We start from the raw sequence: 24,450 nt of genomic DNA, 5'->3' as shown, positions 1-24,450 counted from the left end.
AACTCCGTATAGAGTGTCCTACAACCCCGGAAGGCGAACCTTCCGGTTTGGGCTGTTCCCCGTTCGCTCGCCACTACTAAGGGAATCGCATTTGCTTTCTCTTCCTCAGGGTACTTAGATGTTTCAGTTCCCCTGGTGTGCCTCTCGCTGCCCTATGGATTCAGGCAGGAGTCCTTCCCCATTACGGGAAGTGGGTTTCCCCATTCGGACATCTCCGGATCAACGCTTGCTTACAGCTCCCCGAAGCGTTTCGTCGTTTGCCACGTCCTTCATCGGCTCCTGGCGCCAAGGCATCCACCGTGCGCCCTTCGTAGCTTAACCACATTGAAGGGTTTCTTTTATGGAATCCTTGTTTTGCGCGTGTTTCTTCTGTATCCAGTTTTCAAGGTACAACTTCTATGATGGGTTTAGAATGAGTACGTACTTTTTGTTTACAGGCAAAACCCACAAACAAAAAAGATACGTTCATTCCAGCCTGGCAACGTCCTACTCTCCCAGGGCATACGCCCAAGTACCATCGGCGCTGAAGGGCTTAACTTCTGTGTTCGGGATGGGAACAGGTGTGACCCCTTCGCTATCGTCACCAGACAAGGTATTTATATCTTATCTTGTTTTATAAGGAACGAAGTTCCTTCAAAACTGAACAGTGAATGCTCGTGCGTGCCGAGACTCCGTAGAAAGGAGGTGATCCATCCGCACCTTCCGGTACGGATACCTTGTTACGACTTCACCCCAATCATCTGCCCCACCTTCGGCGGCTGGCTCCAGAAGGTTACCTCACCGACTTCGGGTGTTGCAAACTCTCGTGGTGTGACGGGCGGTGTGTACAAGACCCGGGAACGTATTCACCGCGGCATGCTGATCCGCGATTACTAGCGATTCCGGCTTCATGCAGGCGAGTTGCAGCCTGCAATCCGAACTGAGAACGGTTTTTAGGGATTGGCTCACCCTCGCGGGTTGGCACGCCCGTTGTACCGTCCATTGTAGCACGTGTGTAGCCCAGGACATAAGGGGCATGATGATTTGACGTCATCCCCACCTTCCTCCGTCTTGTCGACGGCAGTCTCCTTAGAGTGCCCAACTGAATGCTGGCAACAAAGGACAAGGGTTGCGCTCGTTGCGGGACTTAACCCAACATCTCACGACACGAGCTGACGACAACCATGCACCACCTGTCACCGCTGTCCCGAAGGAAACCTCCATCTCTGGAGGGGTCAGCGGGATGTCAAGCCCTGGTAAGGTTCTTCGCGTTGCTTCGAATTAAACCACATGCTCCACCGCTTGTGCGGGTCCCCGTCAATTCCTTTGAGTTTCAGCCTTGCGGCCGTACTCCCCAGGCGGAGTGCTTATTGCGTTAGCTGCGGCACTGAGGAGGTGAACTCCCCAACACCTAGCACTCATCGTTTACGGCGTGGACTACCAGGGTATCTAATCCTGTTTGCTCCCCACGCTTTCGCGCCTCAGCGTCAGTTACAGGCCAGAGAGCCGCCTTCGCCACTGGTGTTCCTCCACATCTCTACGCATTTCACCGCTACACGTGGAATTCCGCTCTCCTCTCCTGCACTCAAGCTCCCCAGTTTCAGATGGCCCTCCACGGTTGAGCCGTGGGCTTTCACACCTGACTTAAGAAGCCGCCTGCGCGCGCTTTACGCCCAATAATTCCGGACAACGCTTGCCCCCTACGTATTACCGCGGCTGCTGGCACGTAGTTAGCCGGGGCTTTCTCGTCAGGTACCGTCAGACCGGGAGGTCATCCCGGCGGTTCTTCCCTGACAACAGAGTTTTACGATCCGAAGACCTTCCTCACTCACGCGGCGTTGCTCCGTCAGACTTTCGTCCATTGCGGAAGATTCCCTACTGCTGCCTCCCGTAGGAGTCTGGGCCGTGTCTCAGTCCCAGTGTGGCCGTTCACCCTCTCAGGTCGGCTACGCATCGTCGCCTTGGTAGGCCGTTACCCCACCAACTAGCTAATGCGCCGCAGGCCCATCTGTACGCGGCTCAAAGGCCTTTCCATGCCGAACCATGCGGTTCGGCATCCTATCCGGTATTAGCTCCGGTTTCCCGGAGTTATCCCGGTCGTACAGGCAGGTTGCCTACGTGTTACTCACCCGTCCGCCGCTAACCTCAGGAATGCAAGCACTCCATCGGTTCGCTCGACTTGCATGTATTAGGCACGCCGCCAGCGTTCGTCCTGAGCCAGGATCAAACTCTCCAAAAAAGTTGAAGATTGATACGCAAGCTCGTAAGCTAGCTAATAAAGAAAGAATGTTTTTCGGGCCCCATAAAAGTGCCTGAAATCAACTTTGAAGCTGACCTTCACTTTCATGGGATATTTACCTCGCACACAAACGAGTGTCACTGTTCAGTTTTCAAGGAACTTCTTTTATTCCGCCTCTTTTTAGCGGCGACTTTTTTATTTTATAACATCAAAAAGTTTTTTACAAGAACTTTTTTTAAAAATCTTTTTTTAAGCTCTTCCAGTCACTTTTGTGACGACAAGATTTAGATTATCACATGATAAGAAGGTACGTCAATACCTTTTTAGATTGTTGACACCCCTCTTCTGGTCACTTTCTTTTTCGTCCCGCAAATCGGACAGGTTTGCGATGTATGCTGCATTTCTGGCACTTGTTCATTTTGCGCTGAAGCTCTGCGAGCTTCTTGTTACGCAGGCGGTGAATGCTTCGGATTTTGCGTCCGGTCACAATAAGGAACCTTCTCGCGTGTCATGTTAAACTTCTATATAATTGTAAGCAAGAAAAACTCGCGAATGTGCTCGCCTACCTTTTGCAAACCAGGCCGCTTCTTGTTTTAACAAGCAAAAGAAGAGTACATATCGCGAATGTTTCTGCTTATATATGTGAGGAGGGTTCTATATGTCAATTATCGTGTACTCCGCCCCCGGATGTAGCACATGCGAAATGGTAAAAAATTACTTAAAAGAAAAAGGTCATACATTTGAAGTACGAGATGTATTATCTAATCGAAAATATCAACAGGAAGTTGAAGCATTAGGCGTTATGGGAATTCCTGTTACCGTCATAAACGGAAAAGCCATCAAAGGCTTTGAACCAGCAGAACTGGATAAGCTTCTGTCGGAAGCATAACAAGATAATGCCCATGCCGGGCACATCAAAGAAAGCGGCCGTAGTATCTGCCTACAGCCGCTTTCTTTGTACTTTTCATCATGTATTTAAGTCTGCAATGCTTCCGGTACACATATACAGCGTCCACTCCCCTATGTTCGTGGCATGATCGCCGATCCGTTCCAGCGACTGAATCACCTTAATAAGCTGCACACCTTCCTTTACCAAATCTGGCCGCTTCTCCATGCTCCATTCTATATAGTCAAAGCATTTCTTGTAATATTCATCGACGCCATCGTCCATATTATCAAGAAGACGAAGGTGGCGAGCATCGCCGGATTGAATCGCTTGAACGCATACTTCAAGCATTTCTGCCACTTTTTCTCCCATTATAGGAATTTCTTTCGGGGAAAGAGAGGATTTTTTTCCATTGAGACGAACAACTACCTTGGCGATTTTAACTGCATGATCGCCAATTCGTTCCAAATCAGTGGCGATCTTCAAGTATGAGCCAATTGTCCGTAAATCTGTCGCTACAGGGGCTTGAAGCGCAATCAAGCTTAAACTCATCTTAAAAATTTTTTCCGCGAGTACATTCAATTTCTCGTCACGCACAATGACATCTTTGGCTAACTTCAGATCCACTTCCTGAAAAGCACTCCACGCCTGAAAAAATCCTGCTTGGGCAATTAGGGCCATCTGCGTTATTTCGTTTTTTAACTGTTCTAACTGTCCTTCTTGCATCCAGGCACACTCCACCTTTCTTCAAGAAAGTAGGCATAACTTTCCATAAAATATCGCCTGGTATTCCCCCACAATCAAGAAAACGAGAAAATACGGCATCTTCATAATAGTAAAAGTAAATTATTAAATTACAATTAAATTTTTGTTAATATAAGATGAAATTGAGAACTCGGCATTTATCGCAAAGATAGGGAAAAAATACCCCTGTTTCACCAGCTTGAGTATAGTAAACTACTAATATGCTTAAGTTTTGGATAGACTAACAAACCTTATTATATGGAGGAAGAATATGAAAACAAGAGGAAGACCTGATTTTCCCATCCTTCTTCTAACACTTTTTCTCGTAGGGTTTGGAATTGTCATCGTATACAGCGCCAGTTCTGTTTTTTCCCTTTACAACTACGGAACAGATACCTACTTTGTAAAAAAGCAAGTGATGTGGGCTGTTATTGGTTTGGTAGCAATGCTGTTTACTATGAACGTCCCCTACACTTTCTATAAAAAACATTTTCTTACTATCGCTCTGATTATCTTTCTGCTGCTTCTTGCCGTCCTCATCCCTGGTATTGGTGTTTTGCGCAATGGGGCACGCAGTTGGATTAATCTTGGGGTCGGTTTGCTTCAGCCGGCTGAGTTCGCAAAACTTGCGATCATTATCTATTTATCCGCACTTATTGCTAAGAAGGGGGGCAAAATCCGAGACTTAAAAACAGGACTTCTACCTGTACTGGTTATTGTCAGCATCTTCTGCATGATGATCGCCATCCAGCCGGACTTTGGCTCAGCTGCCATCCTTATGATGACCGCTGTAACTGTTATTGTTGCCGGAGGAGCAAATCTCAAGCATTTGTTCATGTTTGGAATCCCTGTTGGAATCGTTGGCTTTTTATTCATTATTCTTTCTGAATACCGGAGAAACCGGCTGTTACACTTCGGGGACCCCTGGGCGGATGGATTAAGCGGTTTAGGGCACGGATACCAGCTTGCACACTCTTATTTTGCCCTTGCGCACGGCGGAATTACTGGCGCCGGATTTGGAAAAAGTATTGAAAAGTACTTATACCTTCCTGAAGCACAAACCGATTTTATTTTTTCTATTATGGCGGAAGAACTTGGATTTATCGGGGCTTGTATCTTTTTGCTTGTATATCTTTTTTTCTTATGGAGGATCCTTGTCATTGCGCTGCGAGTCAAAGACACTTTTGCGACATTGGTCGGCGTTGGCGTAGTAAGCATGATTTTTATACAGGCCTTTATTAACGTCGGGGGCGTCACGGGTCTGATTCCAATTACGGGAGTGCCGCTTCCTTTTATCAGCTATGGTGGTTCATCATTATTGGTTTGCCTGATTAGCATCGGCATTGTGCTTAGTATTTCACGCGAAGTTTATAAGCAGCGTCTACAAAAGCTAATAGGAGAAGAAAAGCAAGCAAAACAACCAACGCTTACCGTTATAAGCCAACGAAGAAAAGCATAAGCCAAAAGAACCGTCTGTTTTTAGAGACGGTTCTTTTTTATACGATCGTGAAACAACGTAGTGAAGTGATTTTTGCTACATAAGCGACAAAAGGACAAGCGCAGCACGCGAGTTCTTTCTATCTGCGAAAAACGCATACTAGCGCACATGAAGCATGCCTGAATGCGCATCGAAAACACGGCCTATACGCTTCGATTCAACAACACCTGCTTCATATCCGCACTATTCTAAAAGCATATTACGATCCCCTTTATCACTACAAAAAATAGGAGTACGAGGGTAAGTTCATCCCGATTGATGCCACAAATATTAATCTGGTCGTGCATGAGTTAATTGAAACGCATAAAAAACATACCTGCTAGTAATAAAAGGCACATAAAAAACCTGGTCTAATGACCAGGTTTTTTATATACGTTGTACAGAAATTACTTGATGACTTTAGCAACAGTACCCGCGCCAACTGTGCGGCCACCTTCGCGGATAGCGAAACGAGTACCTTCTTCCATAGCAATCGGGCTGATGAGCTCAACAGTGATCTCAACGTTGTCACCAGGCATAACCATTTCTGTGCCTTCCGGCAGCTTAATGATACCAGTTACGTCTGTTGTACGGAAGTAGAATTGCGGACGGTAGTTAGAGAAGAACGGAGTATGACGTCCACCTTCTTCTTTAGACAGAACGTAAACTTGAGCTGTGAATTCAGTATGCGGTTTTACAGAGCCTGGTTTAGCCAGAACTTGTCCGCGCTCGATTTCTTTACGATCGATACCACGAAGCAGAGCACCGATGTTGTCACCAGCTTCTGCTTGATCGAGCAGTTTGCGGAACATTTCTACACCTGTTACAGTTGTAGACTTCGGCTCGTCAGTCAGACCAATGATTTCTACTTGGTCACCAACTTTAACTACACCGCGCTCTACACGGCCAGTAGCAACAGTACCACGACCAGTGATAGAGAACACGTCCTCTACCGGCATCAAGAACGGTTGATCAACAGCACGTTCCGGAGTCGGGATGTAGTTGTCAACAGCTTCCATCAGCTCAAGGATTTTTTGAGCCCATTCGCCACTTGGATTGTCAAGAGCTTCTTTAGCAGAACCTTTGATAACCGGAATTTCGTCTCCCGGGAACTCGTATTCAGAGAGCAGGTCACGGATTTCCATTTCAACCAGTTCAAGCAGCTCTTCATCGTCAACCATGTCGCACTTGTTCATGAATACAACGATGTAAGGAACGCCTACTTGGCGAGAAAGCAGGATGTGCTCACGAGTTTGCGGCATCGGACCGTCAGCAGCGGATACTACCAGGATAGCTCCGTCCATTTGAGCAGCACCAGTAATCATGTTCTTAACGTAGTCAGCGTGACCCGGGCAGTCAACGTGCGCATAGTGGCGATTTTCAGTCTCGTACTCAACGTGTGCAGTAGAGATTGTGATACCGCGCTCGCGCTCTTCCGGAGCAGCGTCGATAGAATCGTACGCCATAGCTTTAGCTTTACCTTGTTGAGCAAGCACAGTTGTGATAGCTGCTGTCAGAGTGGTTTTACCGTGGTCAACGTGACCAATAGTACCAATGTTTACGTGCGGTTTGGTCCGCTCAAATTTTTCTTTAGCCATTTGGTAAAAAGCCTCCTTAATTTAAGGTTGGTTTTTTAAGAAGTTAAGTATTTGTAAAGAAAGGTCCAAATGCGCAAAGGGTATGCACCCACCTACACATTTTAAACCTTTCTTCAGTTACGATAAAGGGGTTTTACGAAAAATTACTCGCCTTTGGATTTCTTAACAATCTCCTCAGCGATATTCTTCGGCATTTCTTCATAGTGATCGAAGTGCATAGTGTAAGTACCGCGACCTTGCGTACGGGAACGCAATGTTGTTGCGTAACCAAACATTTCGGAAAGCGGTACAAAGCCACGAACCACTTGCGCGTTACCGCGGGCTTCCATACCTTCGATACGTCCGCGACGAGAGTTAATGTCACCCATGATGTCGCCCATGTATTCTTCCGGTACAACAACTTCAACTTTCATCATTGGCTCAAGCAATACCGGATTACATTTCTTAGCCGCTTCTTTTAGAGCGAGAGAACCTGCAATTTTGAACGCCATCTCGGATGAGTCTACATCGTGGTAACTACCATCTACGAGAGTCGCCTTCAAGTCAAGCACAGGGTAACCTGCAAGAACACCATTTTGCATAGCTTCTTCGATACCTGCTTGAACAGCCGGGATGTATTCTTTTGGAATCGCACCACCGACGATTTTGTTTTCGAATACGAAGCCTGTACCAGCTTCAACCGGTTCGAATTCCACGATAACGTGACCGTATTGACCACGACCGCCGGACTGACGAACAAACTTACCTTCAACCTTCGCAGCAGAACGGAAAGTTTCTTTGTACGCAACCTGCGGCGCGCCAACATTCGCTTCGACTTTAAATTCACGTTTCAGGCGGTCAACAATGATGTCAAGGTGCAGCTCACCCATACCGGCGATGATCGTCTGGCCTGTTTCTTCATCGGTCCATGTCTTGAATGTTGGGTCTTCCTCTGCCAGCTTTGCAAGAGCCATACCCATCTTATCTTGGTCAGCTTTTGTCTTCGGCTCAATTGCAATCTCGATAACTGGCTCAGGGAATTCCATAGATTCAAGAATTACAGGGTGCTTCTCATCACAGAGAGTATCCCCAGTTGTTGTATCCTTCAAACCTACAGCCGCCGCAATGTCACCAGCATAAGCCTTCTTGATTTCTTCGCGATGGTTTGCGTGCATTTGTAGGATACGACCGATACGTTCACGCTTACCTTTAGTAGAGTTCAACACGTATGAGCCGGAATCAAGCGTACCAGAATATACGCGGAAGAACGTCAGTTTACCTACATAAGGGTCAGTCATGATTTTAAACGCAAGCGCTGAGAACGGACCGTCGTCAGTCGATTCGCGTGTTACCTCCTCATTGCTATCCGGAACCACACCTTTAATTGCCGGAATATCGATCGGTGACGGGAGGTAATCGATCACAGCATCAAGCATCGGTTGAACACCTTTGTTTTTAAAGGCTGAACCACAAGTTACTGGGAAGAACTGAACGCTAATCGTAGCTTTGCGGATCACCGCTTTAAGCTCTTCAACCGTGATCTCTTCACCTTCTAAATATTTCATCATTAGTTCTTCATCAAATTCAGCAACTGCTTCAATTAACTGATTGCGAAGCTCTTCTGCTTGATCTGCGAATTCAGCCGGAAAACCTTCAGTGATCTCAATATCTGTACCAAGATCGTTTGTATAGATGTATGTCTTCTTCTCAACAAGATCGATGATTCCACGGAATGCATCCTCTACACCAATCGGCATTTGGATCGGATGCGCATTCGCTTGCAGGCGTTCATGCAGTGTGCGCACAGAGTAGAGGAAATCCGCACCAATTTTGTCCATCTTGTTGACAAATACAATGCGTGGTACACCATATGTCGTAGCCTGACGCCATACTGTTTCCGTTTGCGGTTCTACACCCGACTGCGCATCGAGAACAGCAACCGCACCATCAAGGACGCGAAGCGAACGTTCTACTTCAACTGTGAAGTCTACGTGGCCTGGCGTGTCAATAATATTGATGCGGTGGCCCTTCCATTGTGCTGTCGTAGCAGCAGAAGTAATCGTAATACCACGCTCTTGCTCCTGCTCCATCCAGTCCATTTGTGAAGCGCCTTCGTGAGTTTCACCGATTTTATGAACACGGCCTGTGTAGAACAGAATACGTTCTGTTGTTGTGGTTTTACCGGCATCAATGTGAGCCATGATACCAATATTACGAGTTTTGACTAAGGGGAATTCGCGTCCCATGTAAGTACTAGCCCCTTTCTCATCTTAGAGATTTGGCAAAGGAAAGCGGACCAACGTCCGCTTTGCATTCTACCAGCGGTAGTGAGCAAACGCTTTGTTCGCTTCCGCCATTTTATGCGTGTCTTCACGCTTTTTCACAGCGGCGCCAGTGTTATTCGCAGCATCGATGATTTCTGCTGCCAGGCGCTCTTCCATTGTTTTCTCGCCGCGTTTGCGGGAGTACTCTACCAACCAGCGGAGTCCAAGCGTAGTGCGGCGCTCCGGACGAACTTCTACCGGAACTTGATAGTTTGCACCACCTACACGACGAGCGCGTACTTCAAGAACCGGCATGATGTTTTTCAGCGCTTCTTCAAACACTTCCATCGGATCGCGGCCAGTGCGCTCCTTCACCATATCAAAAGCATTGTATAGAATACGTTGAGCAACACCGCGCTTACCGTCAATCATCATGCGGTTGATAAGGCGAGTTACCAGTTTGCTGTTGTAAATCGGGTCAGGTAATACATCACGACGAGGTACTGGACCTTTACGTGGCATTCTTTTTCCCCTCCTTTTCCGTCAATTTTCACGTTATCTCTCATATTGCTTCAAGCAAATTACGCTTTCGGCGCTTTCGGACGTTTCGCACCGTATTTAGAACGAGCTTGAAGACGATTTTGTACGCCTGCTGTATCAAGTGCACCACGTATGATTTTGTAACGTACACCCGGCAGATCCTTTACACGGCCGCCACGGATAAGAACAACGCTGTGTTCTTGCAGATTGTGACCAATCCCTGGAATATATGCAGTAACCTCGATTCCGTTTGACAAACGTACACGAGCATATTTACGCAACGCAGAGTTTGGTTTTTTCGGTGTCATGGTACCAACACGAGTACACACACCACGTTTTTGCGGGGAGTTCGTGTCAGTCATCTCCTTCTTCATGCTGTTATAGCCTTTTCCAAGAGCTGGAGATTTGGATTTGTACACTTTCTTTTCGCGACCTTTACGCACGAGCTGGTTAATTGTAGGCATGCGTCGCACCTCCTTCCAATGTTGCAAATAAAATTTAAGACCACAGGTCCTGGTGGTTCATCCATAAGCAAACGAAAAGTTTTTGCTCTCGGGCATCAAACCTTACGTTTTAATGCCCGAGAATAAGCAAAAACAAAGTTAAACTTACATATTATTATTTTAAACCAACCACCGCGGCTCCTACATCGATCCCGCATGCCTTGCCGAGACGGCGCATCGAATCGACGTAATGAACCGGTAGACCTTTATCTTGGCAAAGGGAAATAACCTTTCCGGTTAATCTGGTATCAGCATCCCTAGCAACGATAACTTCCGCTACCGTTCCGGCCTCAATGGCCCTTGTGGTCTGCTTTGTTCCGATTACAAGTGATTTGGCCTGCTCCACTTTTTCATAAGACATTTGCATATCCTCCAAAGTAGGTATTAGGCACACTCAAATATCATATCACCTGCAATAGAGCGTGTCAACAATTTTACATACTATTTTTCCAGTATAACATCTTTCAACTGACTTTCATCAAGTGCCTCTTCCGCAACTTCTTCAGCCGGCATGAGTTCATGCTTCAAAGCAATGTTGCGATAGCGAGTCATACCTGTGCCCGCAGGCAACAGCTTACCTATAATAACATTTTCCTTCAGACCTAACAAGCGGTCAACTTTTCCTTTAATGGCAGCATCAGTAAGGACACGCGTTGTTTCCTGGAACGATGCTGCAGACAGGAATGAATCGGTCTCAAGCGACGCTTTTGTGATACCGAGCAGCACCGGACGTGCCACTGCAGGCTGTTTTCCATCCCAGAGCGCTTTCTTATTCGCCTCTTCGAACTCATGGATTTCCACATAAGAACCTGGCAAGAGTTCAGTATCCCCGCTGTCAATGATACGCACTTTGCGCAGCATCTGGCGAATCATAACCTCAATATGCTTGTCGTTAATTTCTACACCCTGCATACGATATACTTTCTGTACTTCCTGCAAAATATAGTATTGAACGCCACGCATACCGCGGATCTTAAGCATTTCTTTCGGGTCAATGGAGCCTTCGGTTAATTCTTCACCAAGATCCACTTTGGAACCAACGAACACTTTCAAACGGGAACCGTAAGGAATTTGATATACTTTATTCTCGGTTTCCCCGCGAATTTCGACTTCGCGCCGATCTTTGCCTTCGCGAATGTCGATAACTTCACCTTCAATTTCGGTAATAACAGCCTGGCCTTTCGGATTCCGGGCCTCAAACAACTCCTGGATACGCGGAAGACCTTGCGTAATGTCATCGCCGGCAACACCACCGGTGTGGAATGTACGCATCGTTAACTGCGTACCTGGCTCACCGATAGATTGAGCCGCGATAATACCAACAGATTCACCGATATCCACTACATTGCCCGTCGCCAGATTACGACCGTAGCATTTCCGGCATACACCATGCTGCGTACGGCAACCGATAACGGAACGGATATTGACCTCCGTAATACCTGCGGCCACAATTTCTTCCGCAATTTTTTCATCAATGAGCTGATTTCGACCGACAATAATTTCCCCTGTTTCTGGATGGCGCACTGTTTGGAACGAATAACGCCCAACAATTCGATCCTGCAATTCCTCAATGATTTCATTCCCGTCACGAAGCGCAGTTGCCACAACGCCTTTATCCGTACCACAATCCTCTTCACGGACAATCACATCCTGTGCAACGTCGACGAGGCGACGGGTTAAGTAACCTGAGTCAGCTGTACGCAACGCTGTGTCTGCCAAACCTTTCCGCGCACCATGTGTGGAAATAAAGTACTCCAATACAGTTAAGCCTTCGCGGAAGTTGGACTTGATCGGAAGTTCGATGATACGGCCGGACGGGTTTGCCATAAGACCGCGCATGCCGGCAAGCTGTGTAATCTGTGACACGTTACCACGGGCGCCGGATGTCGCCATCATATTAATGGCGTTAAACTTATCAAGCGACGCCATAAGCACTTTCGTAACATCGTCCTTTGCTTTGCTCCAGATGCTGATAACGCGGTCGTAACGCTCGTTTTCTGTAATTAAACCGCGACGATATTGCTGCATAACCGATTGAACTTTTTTCTCCGCTTCTTCGAGAATTTGTTGCTTCTCTGGCGGAGTTTTGATGTCGGCAACAGCAACAGTAATACCAGCCTGCGTGGAATATTTAAAACCATTCTCCTTAATTTTGTCGAGTATGATCGATGTCTGCGTCGTGCCGAAGCGACGGAAGCATTCAGCGATAATCGTTCCTAGATACCCTTTTTTGACCGCGTCTTGCTCAGGCAACTTCTCTAGGAATTCGCGCACGTTCGTACCTTTTTCAAAAATAAAGAACTTATCCGGCACTTTCTTCTGAAGATTTTCTTTCGTCGGCTCATTAATATATGGTAGCTCAGGCGGGAAAATTTCATTGAAAATTAATTTTCCGACCGTTGTTACCATCAACGGAGCCGCAAATTGTTCCGGTGTGAAGGAAGTTTTGTTCAGACTCTTCGGCGGCAGAGCGATACGCGCATGAAGTGTAATATGTCCATTCGCATAAGCCGCGATCGCCTGATTCGGATTGGAGAAAACTTTGCCTTCTCCTTTAGAAGTCTTATCTTCCATCGTCAGATAGTACGTGCCAAGTACCATGTCCTGCGACGGCGTAACAACCGGCTTGCCGTCTTTCGGGTTAAGGATGTTCTGCGCCGCAAGCATCAGCAGACGCGCTTCCGCCTGCGCTTCCGCAGACAATGGAACGTGTACAGCCATCTGGTCACCGTCAAAGTCGGCATTATATGCCGTACATACGAGCGGATGCAACCGAATCGCACGCCCCTCAACAAGCGTGGGTTCAAAAGCCTGAATGCCGAGTCTATGCAATGTGGGAGCACGATTTAAAAGAACCGGGTGTTCTTTGATTACATCCTCGAGAACATCCCAGACTTCCGGATGCACGCGTTCCACTTTACGCTTCGCAGATTTAATATTGTGCGCAAGACCTTTTGCGACAAGCTCTTTCATGACAAAAGGCTTGAACAATTCTAGCGCCATTTCTTTTGGCAAACCGCACTGGTACATTTTCAACTGCGGGCCTACGACAATAACGGAACGCCCAGAGTAGTCCACACGCTTACCAAGCAGGTTTTGCCGAAAACGCCCCTGTTTACCTTTCAGCATATGGCTGAGAGACTTCAGCGGACGATTGCCCGGCCCGGTTACAGGACGGCCGCGACGGCCATTGTCTATCAGAGCGTCTACCGCTTCCTGTAACATACGTTTCTCATTCTGTACAATGATATCCGGCGCACCAAGATCAAGCAAACGCTTTAAGCGGTTATTCCGGTTAATAACCCGGCGATACAAATCGTTCAAATCGGAGGTTGCAAAGCGGCCGCCGTCCAGTTGCACCATCGGACGAAGTTCTGGCGGAATAACCGGCAACACATCCAACACCATCCATTCTGGACGGTTTCCAGAATTACGAAATGCCTCCAATACTTCCAACCGCTTGATCACACGGTTCCGGCGCTGGCCTTGCGCTGATTTCAGCTCCTCTTTTAAGCAGTCCACTTCTTTATCAAGGTCGATTTCCGCAAGCAGACGCTTAATCGCTTCTGCGCCCATCATAGCGGTAAAAGAAGAACCGTACTTCTCGCGATAGTTGCGGTACTCTTTCTCAGAAAGCAATTGCTTTTTCTCAAGCGGCGTTTCGCCTGGATCGATAACAACATAAGATGCGAAATAGATAACCTCTTCTAGAGAGCGTGGGGACATGTCAAGCACAAGACCCATACGGCTCGGAATCCCTTTAAAATACCAGATATGGGAGACAGGGGCAGCCAATTCAATGTGCCCCATGCGCTCCCGGCGCACTTTCGCACGGGTTACTTCAACGCCGCAACGATCGCAAACTACGCCTTTATAACGAACACGTTTGTACTTTCCGCAATGACATTCCCAGTCTTTTGTCGGCCCGAAAATTTTCTCGCAGAACAAGCCTTCTTTTTCCGGTTTTAAGGTCCGGTAGTTAATGGTTTCCGGTTTTTTGACCTCTCCGTAAGACCAGGAACGAATCTTATCGGGTGATGCAAGGCCGATCTTCATATATTCAAAATTATTGACATCTAACAAGGCGCATACCTCCCATTACTTCCCGGTTTCATCCTTTACTCTTCGGCACCGCTAATGTTCAGGTGAAGTTTATCTCCAGATGTTTCCTCGTCTTCATCCGTATCCCGCATTTCAATTTCCTGTTCGTCTTCAGCGAGGATTTTCACATCCATACCTAAACTTTGCAGCTCTTTGATCAATACTTTAAAGGACTCCGGTACACCAGGTTCCGGTACATTTTCTCCTTTAACAATAGCTTCGTACGTTTTCACGCGGCCTACTACATCGTCCGACTTGACGGTGAGGATCTCCTGGAGTGTATAAGCAGCACCGTACGCTTCGAGCGCCCATACCTCCATTTCCCCAAAACGTTGGCCACCGAATTGTGCCTTACCGCCAAGCGGCTGCTGGGTAACGAGAGAGTATGGTCCTGTAGAACGGGCATGAATTTTGTCGTCAACCATGTGAGCCAATTTAATCATGTACATAACTCCTACCGTTACTTCACGGTCAAACGGCTCACCTGTACGCCCGTCATACAGAATGGTTTTGCCTGTGCGGCTTAAACCCGCTTCTTCCAGCGTGTCGAATACATCTTCTTCCGTTGCACCGTCGAATACCGGGGTAGCCATATGGATACCGAGTGCTTTAGCGGCCATACCCAGATGCACTTCCAAGGCCTGACCAATGTTCATCCGCGATGGTACACCTAACGGATTCAATACAACCTCTACGGGCGTACCATCCGGTAGAAACGGCATATCTTCTTCCGGAAGAATACGAGCGATAACCCCTTTATTACCGTGACGTCCCGCCATCTTGTCACCTACAGAAATCTTACGCTTTTGTGCGATATACACACGCACAAGTTGATTTACACCCGGCGGCAATTCGTCTCCGTTCTCACGGGTAAACACTTTAACATCAACGACAATACCGGAACCACCATGCGGTACGCGAAGGGACGTATCGCGCACTTCGCGCGCTTTTTCACCAAAGATAGCGTGCAATAGGCGCTCTTCAGCGGTAAGCTCGGTTACACCTTTCGGAGTAACTTTGCCTACGAGAATGTCACCGTCTTTAATTTCAGCACCGATGCGAACAATACCACGCTCATCCAAATTGCGCAACGCATCTTCCCCAACGTTCGGAATATCGCGCGTAATTTCTTCCGGTCCGAGCTTCGTATCACGCGCTTCCGCTTCATATTCTTCGATATGAATGGAAGTATATACATCCTCTTTTACAAGCTTTTCGCTCAACAGAATGGCGTCCTCATAGTTGTAACCTTCCCATGTCATGAATGCAACTACAACGTTGCGGCCCAATGCCAGCTCACCTTTCTCCGTGGAAGGGCCATCCGCAATAATGTCTCCCGCATTCACAAACTCGCCCTTCTTCACGATAGGACGCTGATTAATACATGTTCCTTGATTAGAGCGCTCAAATTTATGCAGTTTATACTTATCAATGTCACCCATCACTGTGCGACCGTCTACTTCTCCCTGACGGCGAATCCAAATTTCCCGCGCGGTTACACGCTCAACAACGCCAGAATGGCGAGCAATCGTAGCAACCCCGGAGTCTTTCGCCGCTTTGTATTCCATACCTGTACCGATAAATGGCGCTTCCGGTACAAGCAAAGGAACAGCCTGACGCTGCATGTTTGCACCCATAAGAGCGCGGTTGGCGTCGTCATTTTCCAAGAACGGAATCATTGCCGTCGCTACAGATACGACCTGCTTCGGAGAAACGTCCATAAAATCAACTTTATCCCGCGGCACAGTAATAATTTCACCCTTACGGCGACAAATCACCGTCTCACTAGCAAAATATCCGTCTTCTGTCAACGGCACGTTCGCCTGCGCGACATTGTATACATCTTCTTCATCCGCCGTCAAATATACGATCTCATCAGTTACGCGGCCTGTTTCTGGATCGACTCTTCGCCGTGGTGTTTCAATAAAGCCATACTCATTGATTCGCGCATACGTAGACAACGAGTTAATCAAACCAATGTTCGGACCTTCCGGAGTCTCAATCGGACACATGCGGCCATAGTGCGAATGGTGAACGTCACGCACTTCGAAGCCTGCGCGTTCGCGCGTTAAGCCGCCAGGACCAAGCGCGGACAAACGACGCTTATGCGTAAGTTCCGCGAGCGGATTGGTCTGATCCATAAATTGTGAGAGCTGCGAACTTCCAAAGAACTCTTTAATCGCCGCGATCACAGGGCGAATATTAATGAGCGCCTGTGGTGTAATCGCGTTTGCATCCTGAATAGACATACGTTCGCGAACAACTCGCTCCATACGAGACAAGCCGATACGGAACTGGTTCTGCAAAAGCTCTCCTACAGAACGTAAGCGACGATTACCTAAATGGTCAATATCGTCAGTAGAACCAACGCCATGCAGCAGATTAATAAAGTAATTAATGGAAGCAATAATGTCGGCTGGCGTAATATGTTTGACCTTTTTATCAATCATGCCATTGGAAATAACTTTAATCACTTTTCCGTCTTCAATCGGCGAGAAAATGTTAATTGCCTGCAGACGAATGTCTTCTTCCAGCACGCCACCGCGAGGCTTTATGGTTGTGAAGCCAACGCTGTCTTCCAAATACGGCAAAATGCGATCCAACAAACGACGGTCTATGATTTGACCGGCTTCTGCGATAATTTCACCAGTAGACGTATCAATTAGTGTTTCAGCTAGGCGCTGATTATATAATCTATTTTTAATATGAAGCTTTTTATTAATTTTGTAACGACCAACATTCGCCAAATCGTATCGCTTCGGGTCGAAGAACCGGGAAATAAGCAGGCTCTTTGCGTTTTCTACAGTTGGCGGTTCACCTGGACGCAATCTTTCATAGATTTCAATGAGCGCTTTTTCCGTTGAATCTGTGTTATCCTTTTCCAGCGTATTTTTGATATACTCGTCTTCCCCGAGCAAATTGAGGATTTCCACGTCCGTACCGAAGCCCAGAGCACGCAAAAGAACCGTAACCGGGATCTTCCTTGTACGGTCGATACGAACATAGATAATATCCTTGGCGTCAGTTTCAAGTTCAAGCCATGCGCCCCGGTTCGGAATCACCGTCGCCGCATACGCTTGCTTGCCATTCTTATCTACTTTTGTGCTGAAATAAACGCTAGGAGAACGAACAAGCTGACTGACAATAACCCTCTCAGCTCCATTGATAATGAAAGTCCCCGTCTCCGTCATAAGCGGGAAATCGCCCATGAATACTTCTTGTTCTTTGACTTCTCCCGTTTCTTTGTTGATGAGACGAACTTTCACACGCAGCGGAGCAGCATACGTTACATCTCGTTCTTTTGCTTCATCGACAGAATACTTCGGTTCGCCTAAACTATAATCGATGAACTCAAGAACAAGATTACCTGTGAAATCCTGAATCGGAGAAATCTCATGGAACATTTCGCGAAGTCCCTCATCCAAGAACCATTGGTATGATTTCTGCTGGATTTCGATCAGGTTAGGTAATTCCATTACCTCTTTAATTCTTGCGTAGCTGCGACGCTGGCGATAACGTCCACACTGAATTAGATGACCTGCCAACTTATTCACCTCTCAAACGGAGTTTTTGCACAAAAAAGAACAAAGCCTTCCTAATATGTAGAGAAGACTTTATGCATTTGAAGAACCGGATGTTGATATTACCTCAGTATTCCCTAGAGATAATATTGTCATACTTCATCCGATTGCTCTTTCTTTACTATTAATAAAAAAAAGGTTGACATTTTGTGCAACTTCCACTTATTCGTTCACATAATCAGTGGCATTAAATAACGATACCATAATCGAAAAATAATGTCAACTTAAGATCTTATTGCCTGAAACACGAAGTATCCTTTCTTTTTGGCGACCTCTCGAACTTCAGAGTACAATTCCTGTAGTTTCGCAAGAGCGGAAGGAGCACCCTGCTTTTTCTGAATGACAACCCAGAGGCTCCCGCCCGGCACAAGATAAGCCAAAGCTTCTTCAAAAATCCCATGCACAATCTGTTTACCGGCACGAATCGGGGGATTCGTTAAAATCACATGAAATTTTTTGCCTACAGGAACAGCAGAAAAGCGGTCGCTTACAATTGCCTCCGCGTTTGAGATTTCGTTCAATTGCAAATTACGGTTTGCAAGCGACACTGCCCGCTCATTCACATCCAGCATCAACACGTTGCCGGAAGGCGTCAACGTCGCGGCGGAAATGCCAATCGGACCATACCCGCAGCCCACATCGAGAACGTCCATTCCATCTTTTATTTCCATTGTTTCAATCAGAAGTACACTTCCGAAATCAATGCGATTCTTTGAAAAGACGCTGCGATCAGTAACAAAACGAAACTCTCTGCCCCGCAAGGTGAACGTAAAGCTCTGTTCTTTGCTGTCGGCTCCAGGTTGATTCGTATAGTAGTGCTCCATCCGTGCCACCCCGCTTCTTACAATTCTTCAATTATTATATACAAAAAGGACGAGTTGCTAAACGTGATGTCAAAAAGCAAGACGAGCACGCTTCGCAAGTGTTTCACAGTTTATTTCTAAGGAGATAAAGCCCGGCGTATCAGATACGCCGGGCTTTATCGTGAGCAGTTATACAACTACTTAAGTTCAACAGTTGCGCCAGCTTCTTCAAGCTTAGCTTTCATTTGTTCAGCTTCTTCTTTAGATACGCCTTCCTTAACTGTAGCAGGAGCGCCATCAACCATTGCTTTCGCTTCCTTCAGGCCGAGACCTGTAAGTTCGCGAACAACTTTGATAACGTTGATTTTGGAAGCGCCAGCGTTCGCCAAAACAACTGTGAATTCAGTTTGTTCAGCTTCAGCGGCACCGCCAGCGGCACCACCCATAACTGCTACAGGAGCAGCTGCAGTTACGCCGAATTCTTCTTCGATAGCTTTAACCAGATCGTTCAATTCAAGAACAGACATGCCTTTAATCGCTTCAATAATTTGTTCTTTGCTCATTATGATTCCTCCTAACAAGTTATTAGATTAAGCTCCTTGGCCTTCTTTTTGTTCACTAACTGCTTTAACAGCAAGCGCGAAGTTGCGGATAGGTGCTTGAAGCACGCTAAGCAGCATAGAAAGCAGACCTTCGCGATTCGGCAGGCTTGCAATTGCCTTGACTTCATCAACAGAAAGAACTTTGCCTTCCATTACGCCGCCCTTGATTTCAAGAGCCTCATTTTCTTTTGCAAAATCAGCCAAAACCTTCGCAGCCGTGATTTCATCTTCGAGGCTGAATGCAATAGCAGTCGGACCAGTTAATACTTCGTCCAGATCAGTCAAGCCAACTTCAGCAGTCGCGCGGCGAGTCAACGTGTTTTTGTACACTTTGAACTCAACGCCCGCTTCGCGACACTTTTTGCGCAGTTCAGTAACTTGAGCCACGTTCAATCCACGATAGTCAGTTACTACAGTGCTTTTGCTGTTACGAAGCTTTTCAACGATTTCGTTAACAATTTGAACTTTTTCTTCACGTACGGACATGTTTGCACCTCCTGTAGCATGAGACTTTTATCAAAATGAAAAAAGCCCACGCAGACATGCGAAGGCTTCAGATATCAAATCTATATCTTCATCAGCACCTCGGAAGGATATTAAGCCTGCCTGAACAGGCACCTTCTGTCTACGGTAACGGCATATTCATTTATCAACGAATGCTATCTTATCAACTTTAAAAATTGATGTCAAGCAATTATTTTGCCGAAGCTGTAATTTTTAAAGTGTTTACTTTTACCCCAGGCCCCATTGTGGAGCTTACAGTAATATTTTTCATGTATGTTCCCTTTGCAGCGGCCGGCTTTGCTTTCAACAACGCATCAAGCAGCGTGCGCAGATTGTCAGCAAGCTGGCTTACTTCGAAAGATACTTTACCAATCGGAGCATGGATATTTCCTGCTTTATCTGTGCGGTATTCAATTTTACCAGCTTTGATGTCTTTAACTGCTTTTTCAACTTCAAATGTTACGGTACCGGTTTTCGGGTTAGGCATTAAACCTTTTGGTCCAAGTACACGACCAAGCTTACCTACAGTCCCCATCATATCCGGTGTAGCAACGACTACATCAAAATCGAACCAACCTTCTTGGATTTTGTTTACGTATTCTTCGTCGCCTACATAATCTGCGCCTGCAGCTTCCGCTTCTTTCGCTTTTTCACCTTTGGCAAAAACAAGTACACGCTGAGTTTTACCAGTACCGTGCGGAAGTACAACAGCACCGCGAATTTGTTGATCGTTTTTGCGCGGATCAACGCCCAGACGAACTGCTACTTCCACAGTTTCGTCGAACTTAGCTTTAGAAGCCTTTTTCACGAGTTCAAGAGCTTCTTCGATTTCATATGCAACATTGCGGTCGATGAGCTTTGCAGCTTCTAAGTAGTTTTTACCTCTTTTAGCCACTTTCATTTCCTCCTTAATTGTGGTTGTAACGGTTGTGCCTCCCACGAAACAGGGTTGCGCGTAGGCGGATTTCCCCGCACATTACACAACCCCTCGGTAGAAACATGTATGGTTAACCAGCAAATTAGTCAACGATTGTGATGCCCATGCTGCGCGCAGTACCCTCAACCATGCGCATAGCGGCTTCCACGCTTGCAGCATTCAAGTCAGGCATTTTAGTCTCTGCAATTTCGCGAACCTTATCGCGCTTAATCGTTGCAACTTTGTTCTTATTCGGAACAGCAGAGCCGGATTCAATTCCAGCCGCTTTTTTCAGTAGAACAGCAGCCGGCGGGGTTTTTGTAATGAATGTGAAAGAACGGTCTTCAAACACGGTGATCTCAACAGGGATAATCAGACCTGCTTGATCTTGTGTGCGAGCGTTGAATTCTTTACAGAACCCCATGATATTTACGCCTGCTTGACCAAGCGCCGGACCAACAGGCGGTGCCGGATTCGCTTTGCCCGCAGGGATCTGAAGCTTAACAACTTTGATAACTTTTTTAGCCATGTGGTACACCTCCTAAAAACAATGACTCTATAACTTAGCCACTTGAGTAAAATCCAACTCAACAGGCGTCTCGCGTCCAAACATATCAACCAACACTTTGACTTTGCGCTTGTCCAATTGAATCTCTTCAACGGAGCCAACCATATTGGCAAACGGTCCCTCTTTCACCCGAACCATTTCTTTCAGCACAAAGTCAACACGCTTCACGGATTCCTCCATGCCCATCTGCTTCATAATAGCTGCCACTTCTTCAGGAAGTAGAGGAGTCGGTTTTGAACCTGCACCTGCAGAACCAACGAATCCAGTTACACCCGGTGTATTCCGTACAACATACCAGGAATCGTCCGTCATAATCATTTCGACGAGCACGTAACCCGGAAAAACCTTCTTCGTTACGACCTTTTTCTTGCCGTCACGCTCTTCGGTTTCATCTTCTGTCGGAATGAGCACACGGAAGATTTTGTCTTCCATTCCCATTGATTCTACGCGCTTTTCCAGGTTTGTTTTAACCTTATTCTCATAACCTGAATAAGTGTGAACAACATACCAGTGTTTTTCCATGATTCGAGGACAAACAGGTGTCCTTAACCCCCCTAATGATTATTTCCCTGCCTTCAAGATTAACTCAAGGAGTTGGGAAATACCTAAATCAATTACAGCGAAGAAGATTGCAATAAGCGTTACTGTTACCAGTACAACGGTCGTATAAGAAACAAGTTCTTTACGGGTTGGCCAAGTAACTTTCTTCAGTTCGGCCCAAGCTTCCTTTACAAAGGCCGGTCCGCGTTTGAGTTTATCTACAAAACCCATAACGCACCCCCAATAACTTCAAACTCTCAAACTATACTAGCGAGTCTCACGATGAAGCGTATGATCGTTGCAGAATTTGCAGTATTTCTTCATCTCAATGCGTTCCGTTTGCTTACGTTTGTTTTTGGTTGTGGTATAGTTGCGTTGTTTGCACTCGGTGCACGCTAACGTTACAGTTACCCGCATGATGTTACACCTCCCACATTACTGGCTATGTACTAGCCTTTCATAATGAATTTTGCATCAAGTAAAACCGCGCAGACACACGGCTACCTCAAATACTTTATCACAAGGGAATTTCAGTGTCAAACAAAAATTGACTTAAACTAGAAATAGAACAGAAACTATACTTTGTGTAAGAAAGACAAGCAGCAACCAAAAGAAGAGAGTTCATCAACAACTTATCTTTATTGCTCCACCTTAAATCTTGCTACCAGACTTTCTAACTGTTCAGACAACTGTGCCATAGTAGCTGCATCATTCGCCAGTTGCTGTGCAGCTGCGGCTTGCTGCTCACTCACCGCAGCAACTTCTTGAGAACCGGCGGAAGCTTCTTCCGTAATAGCCGAGATACGTTCCATCTCCTGGGAAACTTTGCGCGCGTTCTCTTCCGCCATTTTAATGAACGAAGTGATATGCGAACTTTTCTCACCTACAAGCGTAATATGCTTGTAAATTTCTCCGAAAGAATCCCCGGTATGCCGCACCATTTCCCGCCCCTGTGCGATCATATCATGGCCGCGCACAATCGAATCGATCGCTTCATGCGTCTCCCGTTTGTTCTCTTCGACAATACGAGAAATATTGCCTGCCGCTCGGTCCGTTGCTTCTGCAAGCTTCCGTACTTCATCGGCCACAACCGCAAAACCGCGCCCTGCTTCGCCGGCACGCGCAGCTTCAATGCTTGCATTCAACGCAAGCAGGTTCGTCTGAGAAGCAATTCCAGTAATCAGATTGACAATTTGTCCGATTTCTTCCGAGCGGTCCCCCAGCTTCTGTACAACAGCCGACGCATCATCTACCATCCGCTGAATTTCTTCCATTTTATATACGGCGGCTCGTACCGCTTTTTCGCCTTCTCCCGTTAGTTGTATAGTAGCTGTGAACGTACGGTTCATCTCGTCAGCATAAGCGGAAATCTGCTGTAGACCGTTATTGACAAGAGATACTTCCATATGAACCGATTGAATAGAATTAGCGATATCTCCCGCTCCTTCAGCCAGATCGTTAATCGTTGTCGCTACCTGTTCAGCAGACTGCGTCGTCTCCTGGCTGGTGAGCGTTAAAACTTCGGAAGAACGCCTCATTTTACCTGAAGCTTCCTTAATTTCGAGAAGCAACATATGAATGTTCTCTACCATCTGATTAAAATTTTGACTAAGCACACCTACTTCATCGCTGCTTCTATTTGGCGTTTTTACGGTTAAGTCCCCTTTGGCGATCATGCTGGTCAGCTCGCTCAAATGCTGAATCGGACGAACAAAACGTGAAGAAAACACGATTAAAATAACAATAGCAAAAGTAAGAATAACAATCGCTGTGACAAATGAAAGTTTAGCTAGATAATCAAGCTGGCTGGATGCTTCTTTTACTGGGGCAGTAATGGCGACCAGCCACCCGGTAGTAGGAATCTGCGAGAAAAAAGCATATTTATCCACGCCTTTATATGTATACCTTTTGTATACAGTCTTGCCAGCAAATGCTTCGTCAATACCTTCTGTCAAATGCGGTATATTTAACTTATATAGGTTTAACTTTAAAATTTCTTCTTTTTTTGGATAACTGATAACGAGTCCGTCGCGCTGTGCCATATATGCATAGCCGGTCTGTCCAATTTTTTCGCCAGCTACTAAATTGTTCATGGTAGTAACCGGCACCGTAGCTGCCACAATACCGCTTAGCTGGTTCTCCCGGTTATAAATCGGACTTGCAATAACAATAACCATCTGCCCGCTTACGCGTGAAATAAGCGGATCCGAAATTGCATACGGCTCACCGTTTATTACTTTTTTAAAGTAATCTCGATTGGCCACATTTGTTTTCTGTCCTGCTGTCGTGAAAGCTTCTCCTTTCATATCCACAATAAAAAACATTTCATAGTCACGATGTTCTTTCAGTTGGGATTTTAAATACTGGAGTTGTAGTTCTTTGTCCATACTCCGAATATCCAGCGCAGAAGCCATATTAGTGACTAGCTCTTTTTGCTTCTCCAGCCAGCTAGTGACTTTCATATTCAAAAGCTCCAGTTGGATAAACGCCTTTTCCCTAAAATTATTTTCTAAAAACTCCTTAGCCTTGTTGTGGTTTATCCATGCCACAAAAGAAAGCGCTATCACAATTAACGGAATAATAACTATCAATAACTTTATTTTCAAACTTCTAGCTTTCATTACTT

The 24,450-nt window shown here is 46.3% G+C and carries 19 protein-coding genes, 3 rRNA genes, 1 pseudogene and 1 other annotated feature (1 of these 24 only partly in view); of the genes and pseudogenes, 2 read left to right on the top strand and 21 right to left on the bottom strand.

Going from position 1 to position 24,450, the window contains the following annotated elements; translation table 11 throughout:
• From K3F53_RS00970 to K3F53_RS19210, 4 genes and pseudogenes are all read right to left on the bottom strand, one after another.
• Positions 1-321, bottom strand: a 23S ribosomal RNA gene (locus K3F53_RS00970) (it extends 2,617 nt beyond the left edge of the window).
• A 152-nt stretch (positions 322-473) separates the two neighbouring features.
• A 5S ribosomal RNA gene (rrf, locus tag K3F53_RS00965) occupies positions 474-588 on the bottom strand.
• Between the two features lie 89 nt (positions 589-677).
• Positions 678-2,218 (bottom strand): 16S ribosomal RNA (locus K3F53_RS00960).
• Together the 16S, 23S and 5S rRNA genes form the textbook arrangement of a ribosomal RNA operon.
• 394 nt (positions 2,219-2,612) lie before the next feature.
• Positions 2,613-2,711, bottom strand: a pseudogene (locus K3F53_RS19210) (transposase); the annotation flags it as partial.
• A 165-nt stretch (positions 2,712-2,876) separates the two neighbouring features.
• Here K3F53_RS19210 and K3F53_RS00950 point away from each other — a divergent pair.
• Positions 2,877-3,107, top strand: a complete 231-nt coding sequence (locus K3F53_RS00950) for a glutaredoxin family protein (protein ID WP_057897065.1) — start codon at positions 2,877-2,879, stop codon at positions 3,105-3,107.
• A gap of 78 nt (positions 3,108-3,185) precedes the next feature.
• On the opposite strand, the gene phoU is transcribed toward K3F53_RS00950, so the two are convergent.
• Entirely contained in the window at positions 3,186-3,830 is a 645-nt protein-coding gene (phoU, locus tag K3F53_RS00945) for a phosphate signaling complex protein PhoU (protein ID WP_220559266.1), read from the bottom strand.
• 289 nt (positions 3,831-4,119) lie between these two features.
• Between phoU and ftsW the strand changes: the two genes are divergently transcribed.
• Positions 4,120-5,307: a putative lipid II flippase FtsW gene (gene ftsW, locus K3F53_RS00940; protein ID WP_057897067.1), complete on the top strand. Its 1,188-nt coding sequence runs from the start codon at positions 4,120-4,122 to the stop codon at positions 5,305-5,307.
• Between the two features lie 425 nt (positions 5,308-5,732).
• Here the strand turns inward: ftsW and tuf are convergent, their stop codons facing one another.
• From tuf to K3F53_RS00860, 16 genes are all read right to left on the bottom strand, one after another.
• Positions 5,733-6,923, bottom strand: coding sequence for an elongation factor Tu (gene tuf / locus K3F53_RS00935; RefSeq protein WP_057897068.1), 1,191 nt, complete (start codon positions 6,921-6,923; stop codon positions 5,733-5,735).
• A gap of 143 nt (positions 6,924-7,066) precedes the next feature.
• Positions 7,067-9,148, bottom strand: coding sequence for an elongation factor G (fusA, locus tag K3F53_RS00930; RefSeq protein ID WP_057897069.1), 2,082 nt, complete (start codon positions 9,146-9,148; stop codon positions 7,067-7,069).
• A gap of 69 nt (positions 9,149-9,217) precedes the next feature.
• Positions 9,218-9,688, bottom strand: a complete 471-nt coding sequence (rpsG, locus tag K3F53_RS00925) for a 30S ribosomal protein S7 (RefSeq protein WP_057897070.1) — start codon at positions 9,686-9,688, stop codon at positions 9,218-9,220.
• A 59-nt stretch (positions 9,689-9,747) separates the two neighbouring features.
• Positions 9,748-10,170, bottom strand: coding sequence for a 30S ribosomal protein S12 (gene rpsL / locus K3F53_RS00920; RefSeq protein ID WP_057897071.1), 423 nt, complete (start codon positions 10,168-10,170; stop codon positions 9,748-9,750).
• Positions 10,171-10,324: 154 nt separating this feature from the next.
• Positions 10,325-10,570 (bottom strand): 50S ribosomal protein L7ae-like protein, encoded by a 246-nt coding sequence (locus K3F53_RS00915; protein ID WP_057897072.1) that lies wholly within the window; start codon positions 10,568-10,570, stop codon positions 10,325-10,327.
• Between the two features lie 80 nt (positions 10,571-10,650).
• On the bottom strand, positions 10,651-14,292 hold the full coding sequence (gene rpoC / locus K3F53_RS00910) for a DNA-directed RNA polymerase subunit beta' (RefSeq protein WP_057897073.1): 3,642 nt from the start codon (positions 14,290-14,292) through the stop codon (positions 10,651-10,653).
• 35 nt (positions 14,293-14,327) lie between these two features.
• Positions 14,328-17,855 carry a DNA-directed RNA polymerase subunit beta gene (gene rpoB / locus K3F53_RS00905; RefSeq protein ID WP_057897074.1) on the bottom strand — a complete coding sequence of 1,176 codons (3,528 nt, stop codon included), beginning with the start codon at positions 17,853-17,855 and terminating at the stop codon, positions 14,328-14,330.
• A gap of 260 nt (positions 17,856-18,115) precedes the next feature.
• Complete coding sequence (locus tag K3F53_RS00900; RefSeq protein WP_220559265.1) at positions 18,116-18,715, bottom strand: class I SAM-dependent methyltransferase; 600 nt, start codon at positions 18,713-18,715, stop codon at positions 18,116-18,118.
• Positions 18,716-18,891: 176 nt separating this feature from the next.
• A complete protein-coding gene (gene rplL / locus K3F53_RS00895) occupies positions 18,892-19,257 on the bottom strand; it encodes a 50S ribosomal protein L7/L12 (protein ID WP_057897076.1) in 366 nt (121 codons plus the stop codon).
• A gap of 27 nt (positions 19,258-19,284) precedes the next feature.
• A complete protein-coding gene (gene rplJ, locus K3F53_RS00890; protein WP_057897077.1) occupies positions 19,285-19,782 on the bottom strand; it encodes a 50S ribosomal protein L10 in 498 nt (165 codons plus the stop codon).
• Between the two features lie 28 nt (positions 19,783-19,810).
• Positions 19,811-19,945: a sequence feature (ribosomal protein L10 leader region), on the bottom strand.
• A 45-nt stretch (positions 19,946-19,990) separates the two neighbouring features.
• Positions 19,991-20,701 (bottom strand): 50S ribosomal protein L1, encoded by a 711-nt coding sequence (rplA, locus tag K3F53_RS00885; protein ID WP_408863273.1) that lies wholly within the window; start codon positions 20,699-20,701, stop codon positions 19,991-19,993.
• Between the two features lie 118 nt (positions 20,702-20,819).
• Positions 20,820-21,245: a 50S ribosomal protein L11 gene (gene rplK / locus K3F53_RS00880; RefSeq protein WP_057897079.1), complete on the bottom strand. Its 426-nt coding sequence runs from the start codon at positions 21,243-21,245 to the stop codon at positions 20,820-20,822.
• Between the two features lie 27 nt (positions 21,246-21,272).
• Entirely contained in the window at positions 21,273-21,806 is a 534-nt protein-coding gene (gene nusG, locus K3F53_RS00875) for a transcription termination/antitermination protein NusG (RefSeq protein ID WP_057897080.1), read from the bottom strand.
• Positions 21,807-21,845: 39 nt separating this feature from the next.
• Complete coding sequence (gene secE / locus K3F53_RS00870; protein WP_057897081.1) at positions 21,846-22,055, bottom strand: preprotein translocase subunit SecE; 210 nt, start codon at positions 22,053-22,055, stop codon at positions 21,846-21,848.
• A 36-nt stretch (positions 22,056-22,091) separates the two neighbouring features.
• Positions 22,092-22,241 (bottom strand): 50S ribosomal protein L33, encoded by a 150-nt coding sequence (rpmG, locus tag K3F53_RS00865; protein WP_043063763.1) that lies wholly within the window; start codon positions 22,239-22,241, stop codon positions 22,092-22,094.
• Between the two features lie 221 nt (positions 22,242-22,462).
• Positions 22,463-24,445 carry a methyl-accepting chemotaxis protein gene (locus K3F53_RS00860; RefSeq protein ID WP_057897082.1) on the bottom strand — a complete coding sequence of 661 codons (1,983 nt, stop codon included), beginning with the start codon at positions 24,443-24,445 and terminating at the stop codon, positions 22,463-22,465.
• Positions 24,446-24,450: the final 5 nt, after the last annotated feature.

Source organism: Aneurinibacillus thermoaerophilus (genome assembly GCF_019603355.1).
In the GTDB taxonomy this organism is placed as follows: Bacteria; Bacillota; Bacilli; order Aneurinibacillales; family Aneurinibacillaceae; genus Aneurinibacillus; species Aneurinibacillus thermoaerophilus.
Note: the sequence above shows the minus strand (reverse complement) of the source record. Positions and strands in the feature narration are given on the sequence as shown.